The organism is Paenisporosarcina sp. OV554 (assembly GCF_003058165.1).
GTDB lineage: Bacteria > Bacillota > Bacilli > Bacillales_A > Planococcaceae > Paenisporosarcina.
In genome coordinates this window covers 82061-105677 of record NZ_QBUC01000010.1, presented here as the reverse complement: position 1 = coordinate 105677, position 23617 = coordinate 82061, and the positions used below count along the sequence as shown (strand labels likewise).

The window sequence follows — 23617 nt, the reverse complement described above, 5'->3', positions numbered from 1 at the left end:
CGACCAAAAGTCGCGACAATATCAAAGAAAGTTGCGACAATACCTATCCACACAAAAGTGTTAAATCTTAATTTGGCAGCCCATCGCTTTCGCGAAGGGCTACGTTTTTGTGGGAAGAAAATCGATTGGGAATTAGGAGGAAATTGGATAGTTGCGACAATAACGGAAGAAGTTGCGACAAAACGACCAAGAGTTGAGTCAATAACACGAGAAGTTGCGCCAATACGACCTATAGTTGAGACGATACTACGAGAAGTTGCGACAAAACGAACAAGAGTTGCAACAATTCCTCGAGAAGTTACGCCAATCCCCTAAATCTTGTCTTCATCCTGTATAGCCCCACTCTAAAATCCATATATCAATAGAAATATATAAAACCACGTCTGCATATACTACCGGAAAAGGGGGGCTGCGGCATGAAATCTGTACAAAAATGGATTATCGCATGTATATTTACCGTTGGCATCATTGCAATTGTTCAAATCCAAGAGCAAAAAGGTGGAACTTCACAACTTCGCACAATATTTACCCAAGGGAAGGATATTCAAATGGTTCGCGAATTTGTAATCGCACAGTTACCAAGAGATTATCGTCCTGAACTTATTCCTGTGGCAGCGACTCCCAAAGACTCTATGATTCCGACGATGGCGACTTACGAGTCTATGCAACCTTATGAAGAAGGCGTGCTAGTTTCGTACACTACACCGATTCAAGTCACTGCGAGAGAAGATGGTATCATTCTCTTCACTGGACATACACGCCATACGGGGAAAACGATGACAGTTCTTTACGATGGTGGAGATATTGTGACATATGGTTTTGTTGAAAACTTTTCTAATTTACCTTATACAGCTGTCGGAGAGAATGACTTAATTGCAGAAGTGCAGCCAGGATCAATGTTTGTGAAAATAGAACGCGCAGGTAAAAATCTTGAACCCTCTGCGGTTACAGAATGGATGACGGATGTACTTTACTAAAATCCGCATGCATCCCATAATGATTCCTATTATTATTTACTTAATTGCTACTGCGCAGCTGGCGCACTATAGCATTATTATTTGTTCTTTACTTTTTCACGAATTAGGCCATATTGCGGCAGCTAAATGGACGGGCCTTAAGATGTCCAGTTGTACCATTCTTCCATATGGTGGGGCCATTAAACTGAAAAATCTTCAACTTGCTCCGCCGCATCATCAATGGCTTATTGCGATTGCTGGTCCACTCGCAACGGCAATCCTCTATTTAACTGCGCAATTTTTTTATTTTCCGGGACAAGCTTTTTTTAATGAAGTTCAATTGACCATTCTTGCGCTTAATTTAATCCCCATTTTGCCATTAGATGGTGGACAAGCATTGAAGGCCATTATTCCTAAACATCATCAAAATACACATTTAGCCCTGTCTATCTGCCTTTCAGTCCTGCTATTATTAGCTACATATAACAAATTGCATCTCGCATTTATATTTTCATTTATTGCATTTCAAAATATTCGTTCGTGGCAATACCGAAAATATGATGAAGCTTTCAATAAAATTGTCACGAAGCAGTTGACGCTACCCTAGCATTATGGTAAAGTTTTAATGTTATTGTTTGTAGCACCCGTGCTACTACAACCGCTCTGAAGAGGTCAAAGTATCTGAAAAGATCACCTTATTTAAGGCGAGTCTGAGTCTAAGAGGAGGTGCAGTAAAATGTACGCAATTATTGAAACTGGTGGTAAGCAAATCAAGGTTGAAAAAGGTCAAGAAATCTACATCGAAAAATTAGGTGTTGAAGCTGATGACGTTTTCACATTTGATAAAGTATTATTCGTAGGTGGAGACAATGTGAAAGTTGGAGTTCCTTTCGTTGAAGGAGCGACAGTTAAAGCGACAGTCGTGAAAAACGGCAAAGCTAAAAAAATCACTGTTTTCAAATATAAAGCTAAAAAGAACTATCATCGTAAACTAGGTCATCGCCAACCTTACACGAAACTTGTGATTGATTCGATCAATCTATAAGATGTGTAAAAGATGATTAAAGTAACGATTGATAAAAATCAATCCAATGACATTCGTTCTTTTGAAATGAAAGGACATGCAGATTTTGCTGAACATGGAAAAGATTTAGTTTGTGCAGCCGCAACAGCTGTTTCTTTTGGAGCAGTTAATGCAATCGTTGAACTTACAAAAGTGATTCCTGATGTGAAGCAAGGACAAGACGGCGGGTTTCTCAAAGTCTCGTTTTCTGATGACTTAGTTCCAAAAACGAATGAACAGGTACAATTAATTGTACAAGCGATGATTGTTTCTTTACAAACGATTGAAAAAGATTATGGACAGTATATAAAAATAACCTTCAAAAAGTAGGGGGTGAAACAAATGATGTTAAGATTAGATCTTCAGTTTTTCGCTTCGAAAAAAGGAGTAGGTTCGACTCGTAACGGACGTGACTCACAATCAAAACGCCTTGGCGCTAAACGCGCTGATGGTCAACACGTTTCTGGTGGTTCAATTTTATACCGTCAACGCGGTACTAAAATTTATCCAGGTGAAAACGTAGGCCGTGGTGGAGATGACACACTTTTTGCGAAAGTTGACGGTATTGTACGCTTTGAGCGTTATGGCCGCGACAAGAAAAAAGTTAGTGTATATCCTGTAGCTCAAGAAGCTTAATTCAAACAGCCAAAGGACTGCATAACTGCAGTCCTTTTTCTTTTGCAACAAAATCGCTTCATTTCTTGGTATACTAATGAAATGAGATTAGCATAATGGAGAGTGTGATTATATGACCGACAAAGCGTTTTCAGTAAATGAAGCATTGCGATTTGCAAGACATGATTTTCTAAATCAGTTGCAGCTTATTAAAATGAATATTGATCTAGCACGACTGGATGATGCGAAAGAGGTTATTGATCACTATACCACTGAAGTTAAAGCATTCTATGAATTAGCGAAGTTAAACTTACCTCTTACTTCTGAATGGCTACAAACCATGAATTGGCGTTTTGCCGGTTTTCAAGTGAACATATCTAGTCAAATTGAGTCTACCTGTAACACCTTATTAGATGCCTCTATTCGTGATGTGCTGGAACAAGCAATTACACTTTTGCACACACAATTAAGTCCGTTTAAAGAACAACATCTAAACATTCATATATTGTGTACTCAGTCTGAATTTAAACTTACGTTTGAAACAATCGGAGAATGGGAACCAATACAGCACGAAATTAACCACGAACCACTAGTTACATTGACTCATGAATGCAAAACGGCCACGAAATGGCGTTTTCATATAGAAGAAAGCAAGGAGGGATAGTCTATGTTTGTAGATCACGTAAAGATATCCATTAAAGGCGGAGATGGCGGAGATGGTATGGTCGCGTTTCGTCGTGAGAAGTATGTTCCAAACGGTGGACCCGCAGGCGGAGATGGTGGCCGCGGAGGAAGCGTAATCTTTGAAGTTGAAGAAGGTTTACGTACATTAATGGATTTCCGTTACAAACGATTTTTTAAAGCGGATCGTGGAGATCACGGACAAAGTAAAGGCATGCACGGCCGTGGTGCTGAAGATTTAATCGTTAAAGTTCCACCCGGTACAGTAGTAATGGCTGAAGAAGGAGGACCAGTTTTAGCTGATTTAGTCGAACATGGTCAAAGAGCGGTCATTGCAAAAGGTGGACGTGGAGGACGCGGAAACTGTCGTTTTGTAACACCTCAAAATCCAGCACCTGAACTGTCTGAAAAAGGTGAACCAGGATTTGAAATTGATGTGGTTTTAGAGCTTAAAGTATTAGCAGACGTTGGACTAGTTGGATTCCCAAGTGTTGGTAAATCTACATTACTGTCTGTTGTATCTGCAGCGAAACCGAAGATTGCTGCTTATCATTTCACAACGATTGTCCCTAACTTAGGAATGGTTGAAACGACTGATGGCCGTAGCTTTGCAATGGCAGATTTACCAGGTCTTATTGAAGGCGCTAGCCAAGGTGTTGGTCTAGGTCACCAATTCTTACGTCATATTGAACGTACACGTGTAATTGTGCATGTTATCGATATGTCTGGAATTGAAGGTCGTGATCCATATGATGATTATGTGACAATTAACGAAGAACTTCGTCAATATAACTTGCGTTTAACTGAGCGTCCACAATTAGTGGTTGCCAATAAAATGGACATGCCGGATTCAGAAGAAAACTTAGCAGAATTCCGTAAGAAATTACCGGAAGATGTGAGGATTTTCCCGATTTCAGCACTTTCACGTAAAGGGTTAAACGAACTTTTATTCGCCATTGCCGATTTACTTGAAGTAACAGAAGATTTCGTAATGCATGAAATGGCTGAAGAAGAATCTGACAAAACAGTTCTTTACAAACATACATCAGAACGTGAAGGTTTCGACATTACACGTGATGACGATGGTGCTTATGTATTAAGTGGTTCATCGATCGAACGTTTATTCAAAATGACCGACTTCTCACGTGAAGATTCAATTCGTCGTTTCGCACGTCAACTACGTGGTATGGGCGTTGATGAAGCACTTCGTGAACGTGGTGCAGAAAACGGTGATACTGTGAGACTTCTTGAATTCGAATTTGAATTCATCGAATAGAAAGTGAGGATGGGAACATGAAAGACGTATCTGAACAACGATATTTTTTAGTACGCGAAGATGTGTTGACAGAAGCAATGCAAAAAACCCTTGAAGCCAAGGAGTTGTTGCAAAGTGGAGAAGTCGCGTCAATTTGGGACGCGGTGAAAAAAGTGGACTTATCACGTAGCGCTTTTTATAAATATCGAGATGCCGTCTTCCCATTCCATTCCATTGTGCGCGAACGTATATTAACGGTGTTTTTGCAACTAGAGGATCGCAAAGGAACTTTGGCGACGTTGCTTCATACAGTTGCTGAGTCACATTGTAATGTGCTGACGATTCATCAAACCATTCCTATCCAAGGACGTGCTAATGTGACGCTTTCTCTGGATGTAACGGCGATGAATGTGCAATTGGATGATTTCATTCAACAATTGAAACGTTTAGATTTTGTGGAGTCAGCGGAAGTTATTAGTTCGGGTGCATCTTAAGGAGTGTTTAACATGGTAAAACAAGCGTGGGAATCACGAGTAGCTTATTTAGGTCCAGAAGCATCCTTTACACATTTAGCAGCAGGTGAAGTGTTTGAAGGGGAGTGGCTGATGCCATATACGACCATTCCAGAGTGTATTGAGGCAGTTGCGAACGATGAAGTCGAATATGCTGTTGTACCTCTAGAAAATGCTCTAGAGGGCTCTGTACCCCTAACTATTGATTATTTGTTTCATGATGTGAAATTACATGTGTCAGCAGAAATTTTATCACCGATTGAGCAACATTTTATGGTACATCCTGAGCAAGTGCCGAACTGGCAAGATATCGAATCGGTATTTTCCCATCCTCATGCGCTAGCACAGTGCCATAAATATTTGTATTATCGTTTCCGTGGGATACCTTTAGAACAGACGACGTCGACTGCAGCTGCAGCGAAATTTGTTTCTGAACATCCTGAAAAAACGTATGCAGCAATCGGTAATGAATTTGCTGCGAAGAAATATGGATTAACCATTGTGGAATCGAATATACATGATTTTCATTTCAATCATACACGATTTTTTGTCCTTCAAAAAGCAAACAGAAAGCTGACTAAAGCAGGTCATGACGAATCGCCTAAAACGACACTTATGATCACGTTACCAGTCGATGATCGATCGGGTGCACTACATCAAGTGTTATCTGTATTTGCATGGCGTCAGTTGAATTTGAGTAAAATTGAATCGCGTCCATTAAAAACAGGTCTTGGTCATTACTTCTTTATCGTGGATGTCCTAGAAGATGAAAATGTAACGATGATGCAAGGTGCTAAAGAAGAATTACGTGCTTTAGGGTGCGAAGTAAAATCTCTAGGTACATATTTTACATACAAAAAGGAATGACTGCAGACTCTGCAATCATTCCTTTTTGTATTTATTGGATAATGATTGTCGCAACTTCTTTGTTTATCGTCGCAACTTCTTCGATTATTGTCGCAACTAACCAATTATCTCCTAATTCGCACGTAGAGCACTACCTATTGGTCATCCGCTAAAAATCCTTTAGATCTCATGCCTTCAATAGCTGCTTCTAAGAATTCACTTGAAGTGGCCGCGATCAAATGTAAATGAATGCCGCCTGTCAATTCGGATAAATAACTAGCACCGGTTTCTTTTACACGACTCAAAAATAAATCCACTTCATGACGATTGGAAACCATAATGGATGCAGTTAATTCACCGTAGACAGGGTGTTCGACCGTGACGTTTTTTACTACCACACCTGCATCAACAAGGGTATATAATTCTTCTTGCGCATCATGAGGTGTGTGAACACACGCTAATTGACGCTCAAAAGCAAGGCTGGTATTTGATTGATTCATATAAATGTATCCTTGACTGGTAGCTAAAATGGGCTCATTGCGTGCTTTTAATAGGGTCATGTCGCCAACTATGACTTGTCGGCTAACGCCTGCTTTTTTCGCAAAGTCGGTTCCTTTAATAGGCTCGGTTGCCAACTTTAACAGTTCAAGTAATTTTTGTCTTCGTTCTTCACCTAATAATTTCTTCAATACAATCCCGTCCTTTTCATGCATAACTATAGCACTTGTTCTCATAGTTTATCATGTACACCAAAAAAGTGACCAAATCAAATCTTCATTCATACGATACATGGATGAGAGGGGGAAGTATTTTGCACGTACATGTTGTGCAAAAAGGAGATACACTATGGAAAATTTCAAGACAGTATGGTGTATCTTTTGATGAAGTAAAACGTTTAAACGCGCATTTGGCAAATCCCGATTATATCGTTCCGGGGATGAAAATTTTTGTACCGGAAAAATCGAAAAAAATGCATGAGATGAAAGAACACCCGTATAGCAATGAGCGGCCGGTTAAGAAGAGTAAGGAGGAGTACACAGCTCAGCCAGCTCCAAAACCGATGCCACAACCTGCGCCGAAACCAATTTCTAAACCAAGCATGAAGCCGATGCCAAAGCCATTACCAAAGCCGATCCCGCAACCGATGCCACAACCGATGCCACAACCGATGCCAAACCAGATGCCAAACCTGATGCCACAACCGATGCCGCAAATGATGCCTCAACCGATTAATAATCAAAATTTAATGATGACTCAGATGATGCCTCAGTTTATTCCTTATGGTTGGATGCCAGTTCCTGATATGGATGTTAATCTTCACGTTCAACTGCCTGCTCAAGCTGCGCCACCGCCACCACCACCAATACCTGCACCAACTCCAGTACCGAAGCCAATGCCAGTACCGAAGCCAATGCCAGTACCGAAGTCAATGCCATTGCCAACACCAACACCAAAACTAAAACCTACACATGGTTGGGAATTAGATGATACAAGTTCTTTCCGTGATTCTTCTTCACTAGAAATTCCAATGTTGCCTCCACACTATCAAAACTATCAACACCAACAACCGCCATGTGGTTGTGCACCACCACCACCGCGACCTTGCAGATGTGGATGTGGATGTGGACATCATCAACCTGTACAACACGGTTTCGCTCAATATCCATATCCACCGCAAACACTTGGAGAAAGCCAAGGTCAAAATAATATGATGCCTGAAAATAATATGATGCCTCAACATATGATGATGCCTCAGCACATGGCTCCGTATATGGCATGCGCGCCTTGTCACATGTGGCCTGGTCCACAAGGGCAATGGGGATACCAAAATCCCGTTCGCCCCTACTGAAAAGTGGAGCGAGGGAATTATGTTCAATTAAAGCCGAATGTGTGGAAATGGCAAATTGGACCCCAAACATATTCATTAAAGAAATACGAACGTCATGATGATGCAGCAAAAATCCGCTTCATTCATGATCAATTAAAAACTATTGGTGCTGATTTTATTGTGCCGGTAGAGCCATACCCAGATGCACTGGTCATTCAACAACCATGGATTGATAGTGGTCGTAAAGTAAAGTTTAGTTTGCCAGAAGACCGCATTAAATCACTTTCTTTAATACAGCAACTCCATGATACAAGAAAAAAAATTGCTTGGCACAATTCTATATATTTTCATGAAATCGATTTAAATCGAAAATGGGCACATCGTTTAGAAAAATGGCAACAACTTGAACCGTTTTTATTTCAAAAACTCGGTCCGTCAAAAACACAGAGAATCACACAACTTGCGAAAGCTTCTTTAGATCAGCTTGAACCAGTTAAAAGTGACCACTTAACACTTTTACATGGTGATATCGTTCATCATAATTTTGTAATCGATAAAAAAGACGAAATGTACATCATTGATTTTGACTTGGCTTGCATAGGTCCAGCCGAGGTCGAACTAATTTTATGGTCACATCGAGTGTTACCTCATTTTGATTATGATTTACAAGCACTTATTCAAGAGAATCCATCTCTGCGTAAAATTGATTGGAATTATTTATTATTTCCAAACGAACTGATGCGTGAGTGGTTGTATGCTAGTACATTATCTGAATTGCAACTACGTGGATTTTTACCGAAATTAAAAGTTTTCACTGACAAAGCATTAAAACATATGCCACAATTATGGGATGATTGTGGTAGGTTCTCGTAAACAATCGAACAGCTACGGTTATCAAATGAGCTCAATAAATTGCGAAATCGTCGCGTTGAAAGTGATTAGTTCGAAAAAACGATGCAATATGTTTGACATAAATGTAATTAAATTACGATAAAAATAAAACAACACCCGTGATTATTGAAATCACGGGTGTTGTTTGCTTTTATGTCTATTCTTTAGAATCTTCCACACTTTGTTCATTTTGTTCAATTTCTACCTTTTCATTTTCTTCACGGTTGCTATGTTCCTGATTATACTGTAGCTTTTTACGCTGTAATTCATTTACTTCGCCTTGTTCATTTTGATTGTTGTGTTGATTGTTTTGGTGAGTAAAGGTATCATTATTTTTCCCCATCTAAAACCGCCTCCAATTTAGTAGAATAGTTGATGAGAATCTTTTCCCATCTATACTCAGATTGAAACATTTTATATAAAAGATTGTCCGGTACCTAGTAAAATACGAAGCTTTATACATGGATGATTGCTAGGTTTCTTCCTGCGAACATCCGTTTTATATGCTATAATCAGTACGTTGAATGTGAGGAGAGACTTAAATGTACGATTACATAAAAGGTGTAGTTACACGAATAACACCTGAATATATGACGGTGGAACAACAAGGCATAGGGTGGCAAATATTCACACCAAACCCATATGCTTTTCGTGTGTCGCCAGAACCAAAACAAATCTTTACACATTTAAATGTTCGTGAAGATGCCCAGTTACTTTTTGGCTTCGTTTCACTTGATCAACGCGAACTTTTCCGTAAACTAATTCAAGTCTCTGGTATTGGACCGAAAGGCGCGTTAGCCATACTTGCCAGTGGACAACCGTCCCAAGTAGTACAAGCTATTGAGCGAGAAGATGAGACCTTTTTAGTGAAATTCCCGGGAGTTGGGAAAAAAACAGCGCGTCAAATGATTCTTGATTTAAAAGGAAAACTAGGCGACTTATCCATTGACTTTGAAATGCCAAGTGGTGAAGATGAACTTCAATTATTCCCTGAAACGTCAGGAAAGCTTGAGCTCGAAGAAGCATTCTTAGCACTTGCTGCACTTGGATATTCAGATCGTGAACTAGTGAAAGTACGTCCGCAATTAGTATCCTTACCAGAGGCACTTGATACAGAAGGCTACATGAAAAAAGCATTACAATTGCTATTAAAACAAGGCTGATGAAGGGAGGTCATAGGCATGGAAGAACGTGTCATTTCGACTGAAGTCTCGGAATTTGATGAACGATTTGAGCAATCACTTCGCCCACAATATTTGTCTCAATACATTGGCCAAGATAAAGTCAAAAATAATTTAGATATTTTTGTGAAGGCAGCAAAAATGCGCAAAGAAAGTTTGGATCATGTTTTATTGTATGGACCTCCTGGACTTGGGAAAACTACGTTAGCAGCAGTAATTGCTAATGAAATGGAAGTCAATATTCGAATGACGAGTGGACCTGCCATTGAACGCCCAGGCGATTTAGCGGCGATTGTCAGTTCACTTGAACCAGGCGATGTCTTATTTATCGATGAAATTCATCGTTTAAATCGTTCAATTGAAGAAGTATTGTATCCCGCGATGGAAGATTTTTGTCTTGACATTGTGGTTGGAAAAGGACCATCAGCTCGTTCAGTGCGGCTTGATCTACCACCTTTCACGTTAATTGGAGCCACCACGAGAGCGGGCGCATTATCTGCTCCACTCCGAGATCGCTTTGGGGTCCTACTACGTCTTGATTATTATGATAATCATGCGTTAACTGAAATAGTGTCTCGAAGTGCAACACTTTTTGACGCTGAAATTGACCATCCTTCTGCAGGTGAAATTGCCAGTCGTTCTCGAGGAACGCCTCGTATCGCCAACCGCTTATTAAAAAGAGTGCGAGATTTTGCACAAGTCAGAGGAAACGGAACCATTTCAATTGATGTTGCACAAGATGCCCTTGAATTGTTGCAAGTAGATGCACTTGGTCTAGATCACATCGACCACAAGTTATTGGTTGGCATGATTGAACGCTTTCGAGGTGGTCCGGTTGGACTGGATACAATTGCTGCAAGTATTGGGGAAGAATCGACGACGATTGAGGATGTCTATGAACCATACTTATTACAAATTGGTTTCTTACAACGGACACCAAGAGGCCGTGTCGTAACGAAACTCGCGTATGATCATTTTAATTACCCTTATTACGAGGAATAAAGATAAAAAGGAAGTATACCTATGCAAGTAGAAGATTTTGATTTTCATTTACCAGAAGAATTAATAGCGCAAACACCGCTTGCCGACCGCACATCGAGCAAGCTTTTAGTACTGGATAAAGATAGTGGTGAAGTTTCTCACCACACGTTTAAAGATATTCTCCATGAATTTCAAGCAGGCGATTGCCTTGTGTTAAACGATACCCGTGTGCTCCCAGCGCGTCTTATGGGAATTAAAGAAGAGACTGGAGCCAATATTGAAATCCTTCTCTTAAAGCAAACGGAAGAAGATGTGTGGGAAACTTTAGTGAAACCATCAAAGCGAGTTAAAATTGGTACAGTTGTATCCTTCGGCGAAGGCTTACTGCGAGCACAATGTGTTGGTGAAGCAAACCACGGAGGTCGTCTGTTCAAATTCACTTATGAAGGTATTTTTTATGAAATTTTAGATCAATTAGGCGATATGCCATTGCCTCCTTATATTCGGGAGAAATTAGATGATAAAGATCGCTATCAAACTGTCTTCGCTAAAGAAAGAGGTTCTGCAGCTGCACCTACAGCAGGTCTTCATTTTACAGACGAGTTATTAGATGACATTAAATCAATGGGTGTGGAAGTCGTATTTATTACACTTCACGTAGGGCTCGGTACGTTTAGACCTGTAAGCGTCGATTCTATTGATGACCATGAAATGCATTCGGAGTTTTATCGACTTTCGAAAGAAACAGCAGATACTATTAATCGAGTAAAAGCTGCAGGTGGTCGTGTTATTTCGGTAGGAACTACATCTACTCGTACGCTTGAAACGGTTGCTAACAAATTTAATGGTCAATTACAAGAAGACAGTGACTGGACTTCGATTTTCATTTTCCCAGGCTATGAATTTAAATGCATTGATGGGTTGATTACGAATTTCCACTTACCAAAGTCTACACTTGTCATGTTAGTAAGTGCCTTAACTTCACGCGACAAAATACTACATGCTTACGAGCAAGCTATAACTCACAATTATCGATTTTTCAGTTTTGGAGACGCGATGTTCATTCGCCCATCCGCTAATCAGAAAGGAGTTCGTGCATGACAGCCATTCGATACGAACTAATTAAAACATGTAAACAAACAGGTGCACGTTTAGGCATTGTGCATACGCCACACGGTTCATTTGAAACACCAACATTTATGCCAGTTGGAACACAAGCGACGGTAAAAACAATGTCTCCTGAAGAATTAAAAACCATGGAAGCAGGAATTATTTTAAGTAACACGTACCATTTATGGTTGCGTCCAGGTAACGATATTATTAAAGAAGCGGGCGGATTGCATAAATTCATGAACTGGGACCGTGCGATTTTAACGGATTCTGGTGGTTTCCAAGTGTTCAGTTTAAGCGAATTCCGTAAAATTGAAGAAGAAGGCGTTCATTTCCGTAACCATATGAATGGGGACAAAATGTTCTTAAGCCCGGAAAAAGCAATGCAAATTCAAAATGATTTAGGCTCAGACATTATGATGGCGTTTGATGAATGTCCACCATTCCCAGCGACTCGTGAATATATGCAATCAAGTGTGGATCGTACGTCACGCTGGGCAGAGCGTTGTCTAAAAGCACATGCTCGTCCAAATGATCAAGGGTTATTTGGAATCATACAAGGTGGCGAGTTTGAAGATCTTCGCCGTCAAAGTGCAGCAGATATTACATCACTAGATTTTCCAGGTTACGCAATTGGTGGACTGTCAGTAGGAGAGCCAAAAGACGTAATGAACCGCGTGTTAGAATTCACTACTCCATTTATGCCTGCCGATAAGCCTCGTTATTTAATGGGTGTTGGATCACCAGATTCACTTATTGATGGGGCGATTCGTGGTGTTGATATGTTTGACTGCGTACTGCCAACACGTATTGCACGTAACGGAACACTTATGACGAGTAACGGTCGTTTAGTTATCAAAGGTGCTCAAAATGCCCGTGACTTCGGTCCTATCGACGAAAATTGTGACTGTTATGCGTGTAAGAACTATTCCCGTGCCTACATTCGTCATTTAATCAAAGCTGAAGAAACATTCGGACTTCGATTAACTTCAACCCATAACTTGCATTTCTTAATGAATTTGATGAAGCAAGTACGTCAAGCTATTAGAGAAGATCGTCTAGGAGATTTCCGTGCAGAGTTCTTTGAACAATATGGATATAACAAACCTGATGCAAAAAATTTCTGATTCTTGTATACTTACTGAAGATGATGTTCAAAAAGTCCGCTAAAAATAGCTGAGGCCTGCAGAAGGCAGGTCATGCAGCCTGTGCCACAGAGAGTGGCGAATTTAGGCTGTATACCTTTATCGTTTGCTTACTTCTCCGCCTCAGGGCAACAGACGTTGGTCACTCAGGTGTTGCCACATTGTGTGGCGTTCTTTGCCTGAGTTCCAAAAACGGCTCTTTTTATGCTCCTTTTGAACACGTGTTGTATAGATAGAGAGGGGGAATATATAAAATGGAAACATTAATCGGTTTAGCACCAATTATATTGATGTTCGTTGTAATGTGGTTTTTCATTATTCGACCAGCACAAAAACGTCAAAAAACGACAGCTTCTATGCAAACTAACTTAAAACGTGGGGATCGTATCGTAACAGTAGGTGGCCTTCACGCTTTAGTTGATGCAGTAGATGACTCAACTGTTTTTGTAACAATTACAGATGGTACTCGCCTTCAATTTGAACGTGCAGCTATCGCGCGTGTTATCGACGAATCAGCAACACTTTAAGTGAACAGTCAAAAACCTGTTTTTCCTTTATGGAAAAACAGGTTTTTTTGTATAGTGCAGTCTTCTTTTTCTCATACTAAGTAGAAAAAGGGGATGCATATGGAAGAACTTCTTGTTGTAGCGTTGAGGACCATATTTCTTTATATATTAATATTAATTATCTTTAGATTAATGGGAAAACGTGAAGTTGGCGAATTAAGTCTAATGGACTTAGTTATATTTGTTTTAATCGCAGAAGTGGCATCGTTTGCAATTGATGATCCAAAACGCGACTTGTTTGGTTCCATTATGCCAATGATATTATTATTGTTCATCCAACTAGGAACTTCCTACTGGTCATTAAAAAGTAAAAAGGTTCGAGATTTAATTGATGGAAGTCCTACAATCATAATTCGCAATGGTGAAATAATAGAATCGGAAATGCGGAAAATAAGGTACAATTTGGACGATTTGTTCCAACAACTTCGTGAACAGCAAGTTGGTTCTGTTCAAGATGTTGCTTATGCTTTTCTAGAGTCGTCGGGAAATTTGTCTGTATTTAAAATGGGTGGAGATCATCCTGTTTTGCCTCTTATTGTAGATGGTGACGTACAAGAATCTCATTTAGAGTTGATTCAACAAGATAAACAATGGTTGCTAGAAGAATTAAAAAACCTTGACATTGATGACCCATCAACCGTGTTTTATTGTAGCTATGAAAAAGAAAAGTTATATATACAAATGAGAGAACGGTTTAAGTCTTCTTAATCAGTTTACGTAGGAGACGAATATCAGTTAGACGAATTTGCCCAAAAACAATTAAGCCAGCAAAAATCATTAAACCAGTAACGAAGCTATCAGCTACCCAAGGCATTTCCGCTAAAGGCCAAATGACCGGACGAAGTATCGTGACGATGATAAATAATAAATACGGTATAGCAAAAAATGTGAAGCCAATACCGGCTTCTTTTTTTTGACGAAGTGTTGCCATATGTAAAAATGAAGTTAAACAAACACCAAATCCAATGGCCAAAATCGCACCTTTTTCTTCAATCCCAGCTTGAGATGCTAACACAAACATCACAAATAATTTGCCAAGTCCACCATAAATGGAATTCATCATAGCAGCCTTTGCTTCATGCATTGCTTGCAGAATTGCATGAAGTGGACTTTGTATGTAATAGAAAAAGAATACTGGAGCTAAAAGTTGCATATATCCTTTTCCTTCTGTTACATGAAATAACACCCGAACAATATGCTCTCCGTGTAAATAAAAAATGGTCGCTGCAAAACAACCAGTAATGGCAGACACGCGCATGGCTAAGGATACACGTTCTTGTAACATGGCACGATTTGAACGAGCTCGCGCATCACTTACGGCTGGCACTAAGACGATCGATAAAGCATACGGAATAAACGCAGGAAATAACAATAACGGTATATAGACAGCAGAAATCATTCCATATAAATTGGTGGCTGCTACTGCGGTCACACCAGCAACAGCTAATGCTTTAATAAAGACAATGGGTTCTAAAAACCATGTAAATGAACCAAACAGCCGACTTCCAGCTGAAGGCAGTGCTACTTCTAAAATAGGAGTAGTTGGATAGGTAACGACTTTTTCAGTTGTTTGTTTCACCCGTTTGTACTTATACCATAAGTACAAGAACGAGGCGAGTTCTGCCAATAACGCAAGAGACATGGCAGCAGCAGCAGTAGCTCCAGGACTTGATTGGTTGACTACATAAGGCAATAACCAAGTGATTAAAGCAATGCGGAAAAATTGTTCAATTAGTTGTGACCAAGCAGTTTCTTCAACTTTTGCTAGTCCTTGAAAATACCCTTTTAGAATTCCACCAAAAGCTGCAATTGGAATGGTAAATAAGCCGATATATAGCGTAGTGCTAATATTTGCGTTTTCTAACAAACTGGTCGCGATATACGGAATGGTGAAAAATAATAGAGGACCGAAAATGAATATGGAAAGCCATGTTAGTTTCCATACTTTGCGCATGAGTGATTGAATCTCAGCATGTTTTTTTCCTGCATACAATTCTGCTGTAATTTTGGCAACGGCAATCGGTAAACCTAATTGTATTAAGGATAAGAAAAAAATAAATGCTGGATAAGCCGCTGAGTATATTCCTACAGCTTCTTCTCCTGCAATTCGCACAAATTGAATGCGAAAAACAAAACCGAACAATTTAGATAAAAAAACAGCACCCATTAATACCATTGTCCCACGTAAAAATGTCGACAATTCTGCCACTTCCTTCTCAAGTCACCCAAATTCGTATACAATATTCTTATGCGAAAATAACGATGTTTAATACCATAGAAGAGGGAAGTGTTTAAATGAGTGTTAAATACGAAGATTTATTTCAACTTGTGCAGCCCGCATTGAAAAGTAAGATTCACGAGTTTCGCTTGTATAACTACAATTCCATTAAAGAGGCGGATATTTGGCATTATTGTATAAATAAAAAATGGCGGAAGCGAGACATACTGGAAATGCGAGTATCTGAAATGGTCAATGACGTTTTAGCCGTTTCACCTGCACAGTTTATGACACACACTCAAATAGAAGACTTTAAAACATCGAATTGGTTCTCAGAACTAAATGAAGGTAACCTTCAAGCATTATTGAATCCTACAGTTAAATCTGTTAAACCAGTACCAGTATTGCCAGAGTCGTCTGAATCTTAAGTCCATTTGACACATTGCCTTACGTGTTTCATAATAATCTTAATTGTGTTTTTTGAGAATGGTAGTGTTTTACTATCATTTGACAATTTGAGGAGGAAATATACATATGAAAACAAGAGGCCGAATTATCGCATTTTTATTACTTATCGTAGTATTTGCGGCTTCCATTGGTACAACCGCACAATCGGTTGTCAGCAACATCAAATTGGGATTGGATTTACAAGGTGGATTCGAAGTATTATACCAAGTCGAACCGCTTAAAAAAGATGGGCCAAAAGTTACGGAGAAAATGGTAACTGATACTTCTACCGCTTTATTGAACCGAATTAACGTACTCGGTGTAAGCGAACCGAACATTCAAGTTGAAGACGGCAATCGCATTCGTGTTCAATTAGCTGGTGTGGAAGATCAAGAATCAGCGCGAGAATTATTGTCTACGCAGGCGAATTTATCATTCCGCGATGTTGACGATAATTTAATGTTAGACGGTTCCGATTTAAAAGAAGGTGGAGCTAAAGATACATTTGACGCGAATGGTCGTCCAATAGTTACACTTACACTAAAAGACCCTTCAAAGTTCGCAGATGTGACTCAGCAAATAAGTCAAAAACCAGTCGGGAAGAACTTATTAGTTATTTGGTTGGATTTTGAAGAAGGCGTAGATTCTTTTGCTAAAGAAGCTAGTAAAGCAAATCCTAAATTTGTCTCTAGCCCTACTGTTGATGAACGAATTAATTCAACTGGTGTTGAAATTAACGGTGCTTTTACAGTAGAAGAAACGAAAAGTTTAGCAGGTGTATTAAATGCTGGTGCATTACCTGTTAAATTAATAGAAACGTATTCAACATCTGTTGGTGCTCAGTTCGGTGAAAAAGCACTTCAATCAACGATTTTTGCCGGAGTTATTGGGACCATCCTTGTTTCTTTATTTATGCTTCTCTACTATCGTTTACCTGGTTTGGTTGCAGTTATTACGCTAGGTGTATTTGTATATTTAAACTTACTTGTATTCGAGTTAATCAATGGCGTTCTTACCTTGCCAGGTATTGCAGCCATTGTCCTAGGAATTGGTATTGCAGTTGATGCCAACATTATTACCGCGGAACGAATTAAAGAAGAATTACGTATTGGACAATCTATAAAAGTAGCATTTCAAAATGGTGCAAAAGATTCGTTCTCTGCAATTTTTGATGCTCACATTACTTCATTATTAGCTTCAGTCGTATTATTCTATTTTGGGACAAGTTCAGTAAAAGGATTCGCAACGACGTTAATCATTAGTATATTAGTGAGTTTCCTTACAGCTGTTTGGGGATCAAGAATACTCCTTGGTTTACTAGTCAATAGCGGATTCTTCGATGGCAAACCATGGTTGTTTGGTGTGAAAAAATCAACTATCCATCCTGCTGAAGATAATTACAGTACGCTAGATTTACCAACAAAGTTTGATCGCTTTGATTTCGTGAAATTCCGTAATAAATTCTTTACCGCTTCCATTGCTTTTCTTGTGCTCGGTATGATTTTACTTGGGGTTTTCCGTTTGAATTTAGGCATTGATTTCACAAGTGGTACGCGTGTCGAAATCTTGTCTGAAGATTCTTTGACAAAAGAGGAAATCACATCTTATTTAAAGTCAATTGATCACCCTTCTGAAGACATTGTCATTTCAGGTGATAAACAAGAAATTGGGGTAATTCGATATGCAGAAGATTTCTCTCAAGAAGAAATAAACGGACTGAAATCGACGATTAAGAAGGAATATGGTGTAGCGCCAAACATCAGCACTGTCTCTCCTACAATCGGACGTGAACTAGCGAAAAATGCATTGTATGCGTTGATTTTCGCATCAATCGGAATTATTATTTACACTGCATTCCGCTTTGAATGGAAAATGGGAATCGCAGCGATTGTGTCCCTTTTATATGATGCATTCTTTATGATTGCCGTGTTTAGTGTTTTCCGTTTAGAAGTCGATATTACATTTATTGCTGCAATCCTAACGATTGTTGGTTATTCGATAAATGATACGATCGTAACGTTTGACCGTATTCGTGAAAATATGAAACGATCTAAGAAAATCGAAACTGAAGAAGAGCTTGCAAGTATTGTTAACAAATCACTTCGTCAAACTCTTGGACGATCGGTTAACACGGTTTTAACAGTTGTGTTTGTCGTTGTCGCATTATTAGTATTCGGTGCAGAATCAATTCAAAACTTCTCACTTGCATTACTAATTGGTTTAATTTCCGGTACGTATTCTTCAATCTTCATCGCTGCACAACTTTGGTTCGTACTGAAAAAACGCGAACTTAAAAAACGTGGAGCAATTGATGTTGAAGCTGACGAAAACAGCAAAAAATGGGGTTCTGACGAGCCTGTAGTATAAAAGTTTATAAATCAAAGGGAACAGGGTATAGAAAACTATACTTTGTTCCCTTTTTATACGTATACTGTAACAAATGTATCATTTAGAAAAAGGAGGAATACCAATGAAATTTCAATGGTCCTTACTACTCGCACTTATTTTTGCCATAATTGTAGCTATTTTTGCTGTGGTAAATGTCGATGATGTTCCAGTTAACTACGTCTTTGGTACTGCACAGTGGCCGCTAATTTTAGTTATATTAGTTTCTGCTTTACTAGGCGCTCTAGTTAGTGGCTCAGTAGCAATCTTCCGCTCATTCGTATTGCAACGTCGGGTTAAGCATCTTGAAAAAGATAACACTGCTAAAGAATCCCTGATCGCAACTCAACAAAATGAAATATCCGCATTGAACAAAAATGAACCCGTGAGATATCAAGACACTCATTTAAAAGATGAGATTCCTGATGATACTTCGGGTGATGTTCGTTCAACCATTTAAAGGTTTAAAAAACACCCATTACGGGTGTTTTTTATTTGAGAAGATTTAACTTTTTGGCTCTGTTGAACTATACGGTTGCTTATCGTACATTTGAGGTGCCGCACGTCACGCATGAGACAACAAGTATGAAAACCACATACTTGTGAGTCTCAAGTTTCACGCTCTTGCGGCGTTTGGCGCAAATGTACTCTTTTGTACGTTCTTCAATATCAACAGCATTATTAAACTTTGCAAAATTTAAAAAAGCAGAAAGAGGCCGAAATAGCATCTTCGGGCGAACATCTACTTAAAGAAACCTTCTATTCTGTAGTAAAGCAAACCCAAATTACTGTGTCCTTCCAGGTTGCAAGGGAGCGAAGGATGAATACCCACCGCAGGATGATCTGCAAAAAGAGAGATGTGCGAGTGACGTATTCACAAGCCCATACTATTTATTCTCTAGATTATTGTGCATCAGGTAAAAACGTCCGGAGCGAACTGGAAACCTGTCATCCACAGTGAATGGAATCAAGGTTTCGGTTTGTAGTTTTAATAAGATGTTTTGAAAATAAAGGGTCTGTTAAACGATACAGTTGTTTATCGTACGTTTACGATAGCCGCACGTTCCGCAAGAGCCAACAAGTATGAAACCGCATAGTTGTGGGTCTCACGCTTCACACTCTTGCGGTATGTGAGGCGCAAATGTACTTTTTCGATTGTTTAAATTTCAACAGCATTTCTTTTTGTTAGGTATTAATATAACTCTATTTAGTGAAATCGTATTTTTTCCACCAAAAATATTACTTAGTTTTATTCCTGTAAATTACATAGGGAGACAGATAAGGTATAATGGATAGTATGAGGAAGTGACATAAAAATGATTGAATCTAAAAAGAGATGGCGAATGGAACATCCAGATGACCAAATCGTTCAACATTTACAGCAAGAATTAAATATACCTGCAGTTTCAGCTAAACTTCTCGCCTCTCGAGGCTTTTTTGATGTCAATAAGACGAAAGCTTTTTTACAAATGGATGAATCTTCTATGCATGACCCATTCTTACTTCATGACATGGACAAAGCTGTTGCACGGATTAAACAAGCAATTGCAAATGAAGAATTGATTTTAGTTTACGGAGATTATGATGCAGATGGCGTGACGAGTACATCAGTTATGATGACTGCACTTCAACAATTAGACGCGCATGTTACATTTGCCATTCCTAATCGTTTTATAGATGGCTATGGACCAAGTGAACGATTATTTAAAGAAGCATTTGAAGATGGTGTGAACTTAATTATTACAGTTGATAATGGGATTTCAGGTGTTAATGAAATTCAAATGGCAAAAGACCTTGGCATGGATGTTATCGTCACTGATCACCATGAAGCTGGTGAAATTCTACCGCCTGCTGATGCCATAATTCACCCAAGACATCCCTTAGGTAGTTATCCTTTTGGAGAACTTGCTGGAGTGGGGGTAGCATTTAAAGTTGCCCACGCATTACTCGGCGGCGAGATTCCAAAACAGTTATTAGAACTTGTTGCTATTGGAACGGTTGCAGATTTAGTTTCCCTGCACGATGAAAATCGTTATTTTGTACAAGAAGGAATTAAACAACTTCGATCTTCAAGTCGACCTGCCATTCAAGCATTATGTCAGATTGCAGGAACCGAACAAAACCAGATTGATGAAGAAACAATAGGCTTTTTATTTGGGCCACGAATCAACGCTCTTGGCCGTTTAGCAGACGCAGCTCCAGGTGTTGATTTGTTCTTATCAACGGATTCAGTGGAAGCAATGGCACTTGCTAAAGTTTTAGATTCACATAATAAAGAACGACAAGGAATCGTTAGTCAAATGACGGACGAGGCTATAGCGATGGTTGAATCTGGAGAAGTAGGGCAAGATCCACACGTCATTATTGTCGCAAAAGAAGGCTGGAATCCAGGAGTAGTCGGGATTGTCGCATCAAGACTCGTTGAAAAATACTATCGTCCTTCCATCGTTTTAGGACTTGACACTGAAAAAGGAATAGCTAAAGGGTCAGCACGTAGTATTGAAGGATTTCACTTATTCAACGAGCTTGCAAAAAACCGTGATATTCTACCACATTTCGGTGGACACCCAATGGCAGCTGGAATGACTTTAGCTATTGAAAATGTAGCAGACCTACGCCATCGTTTACAGGAGCAAGCAGAAGCAGAATTGACTGAAGAAGATTTGCAACCTATTCAACAAATAGATATTTCGATTAGTTTAGAAGAAATTGATTTAGCTTCAATCGAATCATTAAAAAAACTCGGACCATTTGGCATGGATTTCCCTAAACCGATGTACTGTATCGAACGTGTCAATATTTCATCTATGAGAAAAATAGGGGCTAACCAGAACCATGTGAAAATGGAACTTTCCGATGGTCCTCAAGTACTTGATGCTGTAGGGTTTAGCCAAGGTCATTTAGCGGATGAATTAACCCCTGGTGTCGCTGTATCCTTTATTGGGGATCTTCAAATCAATGAATGGAATGGCCGGAAGAAACCCCAATTTATGATTACAGACGCCAAGACAGATGACTGGCAGCTGTATGATATTCGAGGAATTCGACAAGTGAACAGATGGAATCAAATGATCCAAGCAGATCAAACAATCTATCTGGCATTTGATAAAAAAACGGTTATTCATTTCGAGTCATTATTAAAGGTAGACATCACTCTGATTTCAAAAGATCAAGCATTGCCTACTCCAAAACCATATATAGTGTTACTTGATATTCCACATGATGAACAAATACTTGAGGCGATATTGACGCATATTCAACCAAAAAGAATTTACGCACATTTCTTTGCATCTGACCCGACATATTTTGAAGGAATACCAAGTCGCGACCATTTCAAATGGTATTATGGTTTTTTAGCTAAACGTCCTTCTTTTGATTTACAACAACATGTAAATGAACTCGCCAAACATAAAGGTTGGAGCACAAGTACATTATTTTTCATGACAGAGGTGTTTTTTGACCTTGGGTTTGTTAAAATAAACAATGGACGAATTGACATGCAAGAAGCTGGTGTAAAACGAGATCTTACGGAGTCAAAGGTCTATCAATCTCGAGAACAGCAAATGCAGCTAGAACAAAAGCTGTTATATGCGCCATATATGGAATTAAGACAATGGTTTGACACACGCTTAGCCGAGCAGACCGTTCCTGAGGAGGAGCAACAACAATGGATTTAAAGCAATACGTAACAATAGTTGAAGATTGGCCGAAACCAGGTATTCGTTTCAAAGATATTTCAACCATTATGGATAATGGGGAAGCTTACAAATACGCAACAGATGAAATCGTAAAATATGCAGTACAAAAGAATGTAGATATGATTGTAGGACCTGAAGCTCGTGGGTTTATTATTGGTTGTCCAGTGGCATATGCTATGGCTAAAGGCTTTGCACCTGTCCGTAAAGAAGGGAAATTACCTCGTGAAGTTATTCGTGCTGAGTATGACCTTGAGTACGGTACAAACGTATTAACAATGCACAAAGATGCGATTAAACCGGGACAACGTGTTCTGATTATAGATGACTTATTAGCAACAGGCGGAACAGTAGAAGCAACCATCAAACTTATTGAGCAAATGGGTGGAGTAGTTGTAGGCTGTGCGTTCCTAATCGAATTAACTTATCTTGATGGTCGCGAAAAATTAAAAGGCTACGACATCTGCACTTTAATGCAATATTAAGTAGGAAAAGGTGAACTTTAAAAGTTCATCTTTTTTTATGCTCTTATAATGATTATCTCATTACTAGTTAGCTTGGATAATGAAACGTTTTTTTATAGCAAGAACCGATTGTGAAATATTTATCACTCATTTTGAGGGGTTTATCGCTCAATCTGAAGATTTATCGCTCAAATACGTCTCATTGCCGAGTTAACTTATTGGAACAATAACGTAAATGTCACTTTCAGTAGTGATGACAATAAAAATAATTGATGCAGTAAGAGGCCGAAATTGGATCTTCGGCCGAATATCAACTTAAAAGATTGCAACAATTCTTTCATAACCAAAACAAGCATCACTGATTGTTTCCAGATTGTAAGGTTGTGAAGGACGTACAAAAGCCGCAAGATGATCTAAATAAAGAGGATGGGCGAAGTGACCAGTCACAAGCCCATCCCTTTTTGTTCGTTAGACCAAGGTGCAGCAAGAAGGACGTCCGCAGCAACCTGAAAACCTTCATTCTTCAGAGGGGCAATAAACATTTTTTCATTTTCTTAATAAAAAAAGTTCCAATTCTTTCATAAACAAAACAAGCATCACTGATTGTTTCCAGGTTGTAAGGTTGCGAAGGACGTCCAAAGCACCCTGGAAACCTTTATTCATCACATTGTTTAATATGAGCATCCTTTCCAAGGTAGCCGTACCATTTTGCTTAAATCTCCATAAATTAAGTGAATGAAATGAATGACGATAGTTGGTGAAGTGGCTTTAATTATGC

26 protein-coding genes and 1 other annotated feature are annotated in these 23617 nt (G+C 39.2%); of the genes, 23 read left to right on the top strand and 3 right to left on the bottom strand.

Annotation, left to right across the window (positions count from 1 at the left end):
• Positions 1 to 57 precede the first annotated feature (57 nt).
• The 10 genes from C8K15_RS10845 to pheA all read left to right on the top strand — a co-directional run bounded on the left by C8K15_RS10845 (position 58) and on the right by pheA (position 5949).
• A complete protein-coding gene (locus C8K15_RS10845; protein ID WP_158268297.1) occupies positions 58 to 315 on the top strand; it encodes a hypothetical protein in 258 nt (85 codons plus the stop codon).
• Between the two features lie 101 nt (positions 316 to 416).
• On the top strand, positions 417 to 977 hold the full coding sequence (locus tag C8K15_RS10840; RefSeq protein WP_108586427.1) for a hypothetical protein: 561 nt from the start codon (positions 417 to 419) through the stop codon (positions 975 to 977).
• A gap of 7 nt (positions 978 to 984) precedes the next feature.
• Positions 985 to 1563 carry a metalloprotease gene (locus C8K15_RS10835; protein WP_233260445.1) on the top strand — a complete coding sequence of 193 codons (579 nt, stop codon included), beginning with the start codon at positions 985 to 987 and terminating at the stop codon, positions 1561 to 1563.
• A gap of 39 nt (positions 1564 to 1602) precedes the next feature.
• Positions 1603 to 1678: a sequence feature (ribosomal protein L21 leader region), on the top strand.
• A 14-nt stretch (positions 1679 to 1692) separates the two neighbouring features.
• Positions 1693 to 2001, top strand: a complete 309-nt coding sequence (gene rplU, locus C8K15_RS10830; RefSeq protein WP_108586425.1) for a 50S ribosomal protein L21 — start codon at positions 1693 to 1695, stop codon at positions 1999 to 2001.
• A gap of 12 nt (positions 2002 to 2013) precedes the next feature.
• Positions 2014 to 2349 (top strand): ribosomal-processing cysteine protease Prp, encoded by a 336-nt coding sequence (locus tag C8K15_RS10825; RefSeq protein ID WP_108586424.1) that lies wholly within the window; start codon positions 2014 to 2016, stop codon positions 2347 to 2349.
• A 15-nt stretch (positions 2350 to 2364) separates the two neighbouring features.
• Positions 2365 to 2655 (top strand): 50S ribosomal protein L27, encoded by a 291-nt coding sequence (gene rpmA / locus C8K15_RS10820; protein WP_024534383.1) that lies wholly within the window; start codon positions 2365 to 2367, stop codon positions 2653 to 2655.
• A gap of 112 nt (positions 2656 to 2767) precedes the next feature.
• Positions 2768 to 3298: a Spo0B domain-containing protein gene (locus tag C8K15_RS10815; RefSeq protein WP_108586423.1), complete on the top strand. Its 531-nt coding sequence runs from the start codon at positions 2768 to 2770 to the stop codon at positions 3296 to 3298.
• Between the two features lie 3 nt (positions 3299 to 3301).
• Positions 3302 to 4591, top strand: coding sequence for a GTPase ObgE (gene obgE, locus C8K15_RS10810; RefSeq protein WP_108586422.1), 1290 nt, complete (start codon positions 3302 to 3304; stop codon positions 4589 to 4591).
• A gap of 17 nt (positions 4592 to 4608) precedes the next feature.
• On the top strand, positions 4609 to 5064 hold the full coding sequence (locus tag C8K15_RS10805; protein WP_108586421.1) for an ACT domain-containing protein: 456 nt from the start codon (positions 4609 to 4611) through the stop codon (positions 5062 to 5064).
• Between the two features lie 12 nt (positions 5065 to 5076).
• Positions 5077 to 5949, top strand: a complete 873-nt coding sequence (pheA, locus tag C8K15_RS10800; RefSeq protein ID WP_108586420.1) for a prephenate dehydratase — start codon at positions 5077 to 5079, stop codon at positions 5947 to 5949.
• A gap of 134 nt (positions 5950 to 6083) precedes the next feature.
• On the opposite strand, the gene C8K15_RS10795 is transcribed toward pheA, so the two are convergent.
• The gene (locus C8K15_RS10795; RefSeq protein WP_108586465.1) at positions 6084 to 6617 is read right to left on the bottom strand and encodes a transcription repressor NadR; all 534 of its coding nucleotides are present in this window, start codon (positions 6615 to 6617) and stop codon (positions 6084 to 6086) included.
• Between the two features lie 122 nt (positions 6618 to 6739).
• Between C8K15_RS10795 and C8K15_RS10790 the strand changes: the two genes are divergently transcribed.
• Both C8K15_RS10790 and C8K15_RS10785 read left to right on the top strand, forming a co-directional pair.
• Positions 6740 to 7777 (top strand): LysM peptidoglycan-binding domain-containing protein, encoded by a 1038-nt coding sequence (locus C8K15_RS10790; protein ID WP_233260444.1) that lies wholly within the window; start codon positions 6740 to 6742, stop codon positions 7775 to 7777.
• A gap of 39 nt (positions 7778 to 7816) precedes the next feature.
• Entirely contained in the window at positions 7817 to 8629 is an 813-nt protein-coding gene (locus C8K15_RS10785) for a phosphotransferase (protein ID WP_233260443.1), read from the top strand.
• Between the two features lie 175 nt (positions 8630 to 8804).
• On the opposite strand, the gene C8K15_RS10780 is transcribed toward C8K15_RS10785, so the two are convergent.
• Positions 8805 to 8990, bottom strand: coding sequence for a hypothetical protein (locus tag C8K15_RS10780; RefSeq protein ID WP_108586417.1), 186 nt, complete (start codon positions 8988 to 8990; stop codon positions 8805 to 8807).
• Positions 8991 to 9189: 199 nt separating this feature from the next.
• Here C8K15_RS10780 and ruvA point away from each other — a divergent pair, with 199 nt between their 5' ends.
• The 6 genes from ruvA (at position 9190) to C8K15_RS10750 (ending at position 14338) form a co-directional block, all read left to right on the top strand.
• Positions 9190 to 9810, top strand: a complete 621-nt coding sequence (gene ruvA, locus C8K15_RS10775) for a Holliday junction branch migration protein RuvA (RefSeq protein ID WP_108586416.1) — start codon at positions 9190 to 9192, stop codon at positions 9808 to 9810.
• 18 nt (positions 9811 to 9828) lie between these two features.
• Positions 9829 to 10830 (top strand): Holliday junction branch migration DNA helicase RuvB, encoded by a 1002-nt coding sequence (gene ruvB / locus C8K15_RS10770; RefSeq protein WP_108586415.1) that lies wholly within the window; start codon positions 9829 to 9831, stop codon positions 10828 to 10830.
• A 21-nt stretch (positions 10831 to 10851) separates the two neighbouring features.
• A complete protein-coding gene (gene queA / locus C8K15_RS10765) occupies positions 10852 to 11910 on the top strand; it encodes a tRNA preQ1(34) S-adenosylmethionine ribosyltransferase-isomerase QueA (protein ID WP_108586414.1) in 1059 nt (352 codons plus the stop codon).
• Entirely contained in the window at positions 11907 to 13046 is a 1140-nt protein-coding gene (gene tgt, locus C8K15_RS10760) for a tRNA guanosine(34) transglycosylase Tgt (RefSeq protein WP_108586413.1), read from the top strand. Before queA ends, tgt begins: the two co-directional genes overlap by 4 nt.
• A gap of 272 nt (positions 13047 to 13318) precedes the next feature.
• Complete coding sequence (yajC, locus tag C8K15_RS10755; protein WP_108586412.1) at positions 13319 to 13591, top strand: preprotein translocase subunit YajC; 273 nt, start codon at positions 13319 to 13321, stop codon at positions 13589 to 13591.
• A gap of 99 nt (positions 13592 to 13690) precedes the next feature.
• Positions 13691 to 14338: a DUF421 domain-containing protein gene (locus C8K15_RS10750; RefSeq protein ID WP_108586411.1), complete on the top strand. Its 648-nt coding sequence runs from the start codon at positions 13691 to 13693 to the stop codon at positions 14336 to 14338.
• On the opposite strand, the gene C8K15_RS10745 is transcribed toward C8K15_RS10750, so the two are convergent.
• Positions 14325 to 15830, bottom strand: coding sequence for a putative polysaccharide biosynthesis protein (locus tag C8K15_RS10745; protein ID WP_108586410.1), 1506 nt, complete (start codon positions 15828 to 15830; stop codon positions 14325 to 14327). The genes C8K15_RS10750 and C8K15_RS10745 overlap by 14 nt on opposite strands.
• Before the next feature lie 95 nt (positions 15831 to 15925).
• Here C8K15_RS10745 and C8K15_RS10740 point away from each other — a divergent pair, with 95 nt between their 5' ends.
• The 5 genes from C8K15_RS10740 to C8K15_RS10720 all read left to right on the top strand — a co-directional run bounded on the left by C8K15_RS10740 (position 15926) and on the right by C8K15_RS10720 (position 22860).
• Complete coding sequence (locus C8K15_RS10740; protein WP_108586409.1) at positions 15926 to 16276, top strand: post-transcriptional regulator; 351 nt, start codon at positions 15926 to 15928, stop codon at positions 16274 to 16276.
• A gap of 106 nt (positions 16277 to 16382) precedes the next feature.
• Positions 16383 to 18662, top strand: coding sequence for a protein translocase subunit SecDF (secDF, locus tag C8K15_RS10735; RefSeq protein ID WP_108586408.1), 2280 nt, complete (start codon positions 16383 to 16385; stop codon positions 18660 to 18662).
• Between the two features lie 103 nt (positions 18663 to 18765).
• Complete coding sequence (locus C8K15_RS10730) at positions 18766 to 19140, top strand: LapA family protein (protein ID WP_108586407.1); 375 nt, start codon at positions 18766 to 18768, stop codon at positions 19138 to 19140.
• Between the two features lie 856 nt (positions 19141 to 19996).
• The gene (gene recJ / locus C8K15_RS10725; RefSeq protein ID WP_108586406.1) at positions 19997 to 22357 is read left to right on the top strand and encodes a single-stranded-DNA-specific exonuclease RecJ; all 2361 of its coding nucleotides are present in this window, start codon (positions 19997 to 19999) and stop codon (positions 22355 to 22357) included.
• On the top strand, positions 22348 to 22860 hold the full coding sequence (locus tag C8K15_RS10720) for an adenine phosphoribosyltransferase (RefSeq protein ID WP_108586405.1): 513 nt from the start codon (positions 22348 to 22350) through the stop codon (positions 22858 to 22860). Before recJ ends, C8K15_RS10720 begins: the two co-directional genes overlap by 10 nt.
• The last annotated feature ends 757 nt before the right edge of the window (positions 22861 to 23617 follow it).